This is a genomic window from Agromyces seonyuensis, from assembly GCF_009789225.1.
Classification (GTDB): Bacteria; Actinomycetota; Actinomycetes; order Actinomycetales; family Microbacteriaceae; genus Agromyces; species Agromyces seonyuensis.
In genome coordinates this window covers 1-2,031 of sequence record NZ_WSTA01000145.1, presented here as the reverse complement: position 1 = coordinate 2,031, position 2,031 = coordinate 1, and the positions used below count along the sequence as shown (strand labels likewise).

Here is a 2,031-nt window from a genome sequence, read left to right as displayed (position 1 = left end):
GCGGGTGACGGCTCTGGAGATGCCAAAGAGACTGGAGTTGGGACGTGTGCCTCTCCGATCTTGGGGGCGGCGGTGCCGCCGCGGCCTGCGCGGCCGCCTGCTGGGCCGCGGCCTGCTGGGCGGCCGCCTGCTGCGCCTCCCATTGCTGCTGCTGCTGGTACTGCTGGGCCTCGTACTCCTGCTGCGCCTTGTCCTGCTGACGGCGCTGCACTCCGCCGGAGACGGCGCTCGCCGTGCCCGCCACGACCGCGGTGCGCGCCGCGAGTCCGATGAGTCCGGGTCGTCCCACTCGTCTGATCATGTCGTTCCCCCTCGTCGTTCCGGTTCGCTCAGTCGTCGACCGCGTCGGCGAAGACCTCGTTGACGACCTCGGCCGGCACACGATCGTAGGCCAGCACGACGCCGCCGCTCTCGACGAACTCGCTCGCGAGCTGCTTGGCCCAGAGGAGCTCGATCGCGAGGATCGCCCCGGACGAACCCGGCGGCAGTTCCGCCGCGAGCGCGTCCACGTCTTCATCGCCGACGAGTCCGGCGCCCGCCAGCTCGACGACGTCGACCTCCAGCTTGCCCGCGAGCTCCTCGAACTCGACCGCCGTCACCGCGCCGTCCTCGTCTTTGCGGACGACGAGCAGGTCGAGCAGTCGCACCTCACCCTTGTCGACCAGGGCGCCGATCGCCGCGAGCACGCGGTCGTCGAGTTCGGCCCCCGGGAATCCGACCGCGTAGACGTCGATCGGACCGAATTGCAACTCTGCCATGTTCCCCCCTCGGAAAATCCCCCCACTAGTTCTCTCACGTCGCGCCCGAGCGCGCTACCCCCCATCCCGATCCGGTCGCGGGGCGTCATCCGCGGATCCGGCGCTCGAGGCGGACTCGACCGCCGCACGCGCGGAGACGGAACCGGAATGCGGTTCATCGGCCTCGGGATCACCCCAGAGCCGTCGCATGGCCCGCGCCTGCGGATCGGGCTCCAGGAGCACCGCCCGCAGCAGCAGCGTGAGCGGGATCGAGAGGATCGAGCCGACGGGGCCGATGACGAGGGTCCAGAAGACGACCGAGAAGAACGTCAACGTCAGGCCGAGCCCGACCGCGTCGGAGACGAACTTCGGCTGCACGAGCACCTGGAGCACGACGTTGATCACGCAGTAGACCGCGGTGACGACGAGGGCGAGCGGCCAGCCGCCGACGAGGAATGCGAAGACGACCGGCGGGATGAGGCCGATGACGAAGCCGATGTTCGGGATGAAGTTGGTGACGAACGCGAGGATCGCCCACACGACCGGCACGGGGATGCCGACGATGGCGAGCACGATGCCGTCGAGGACGGCGACGATCGCGCCGAACGTGGCGTTGACGACGTAATAGCGGCGCACCCCGGTGAAGTACCGTCGCCCGATCGCGGCCGCCCGCGGCGTCTCGAACGGGCTCGACCGGTGGGCGAACCGGGAGGCGTCGGCGGCCATGAAGATCGCGTAGGCGAAGATGAAGAACGCCGCCGCGGCGAGGCCGGCGACGCCGCCGACGATATCGGAGGCGAACGTCGCGATCGTGGCCGGATCGAGGTAGCCGACGATCTCGTTGAGGCTCGGCGCCGCGATGCCGAGCGACTCGATCCACACGAGCAGATCGCCGAGGGCGGCCGTGAACTGCGGGAAGTACGACGGCAGCATGCTCGCGAACTGCGAGACCGCGATGAGCAGCAGCGCGGCGAGGAAGGCGAGGATCAGCCAGCTGACCGTGATGACCGCCGTCGTGGCGAGCCAGCGCGGCCAGCCCCGGCGTTCGAGCGGGCCGCGGACGGGCGCGGCGATGATGACGACGACCGCGGCGATCGCAGCGGGGGCGAGGATGCCCCGGGCGAACCAGATGCCGACGAACACCACGATCGCGCCGGCGAGCGTCAGCAGCACCCGTCCGCCGTAGGGCAGCGCCGCCCCGCGGTCGGCGGCGGGGGGTGCGGGGGGCGCGGCGACCGACGCCGGGACGACCGCGGCAGGGACCGGTGATCGGAAGAGCGCACGGCTGAACACC

3 protein-coding genes are annotated in these 2,031 nt (G+C 70.8%); all 3 read right to left on the bottom strand.

Features of this window, described 5'->3' with window-relative positions; genetic code table 11:
- A partial coding sequence (locus GB864_RS17910) for an SHOCT domain-containing protein (RefSeq protein WP_236779245.1) occupies positions 1–301 on the bottom strand: 301 nt, incomplete at its 3' end.
- Positions 302–329: 28 nt separating this feature from the next.
- Entirely contained in the window at positions 330–758 is a 429-nt protein-coding gene (locus tag GB864_RS17905) for a DUF6325 family protein (protein WP_160427045.1), read from the bottom strand.
- Positions 759–812: 54 nt separating this feature from the next.
- The coding region (locus GB864_RS17900; protein WP_160427044.1) for an AI-2E family transporter at positions 813–2,031 on the bottom strand (1,219 nt) is incomplete at its 5' end.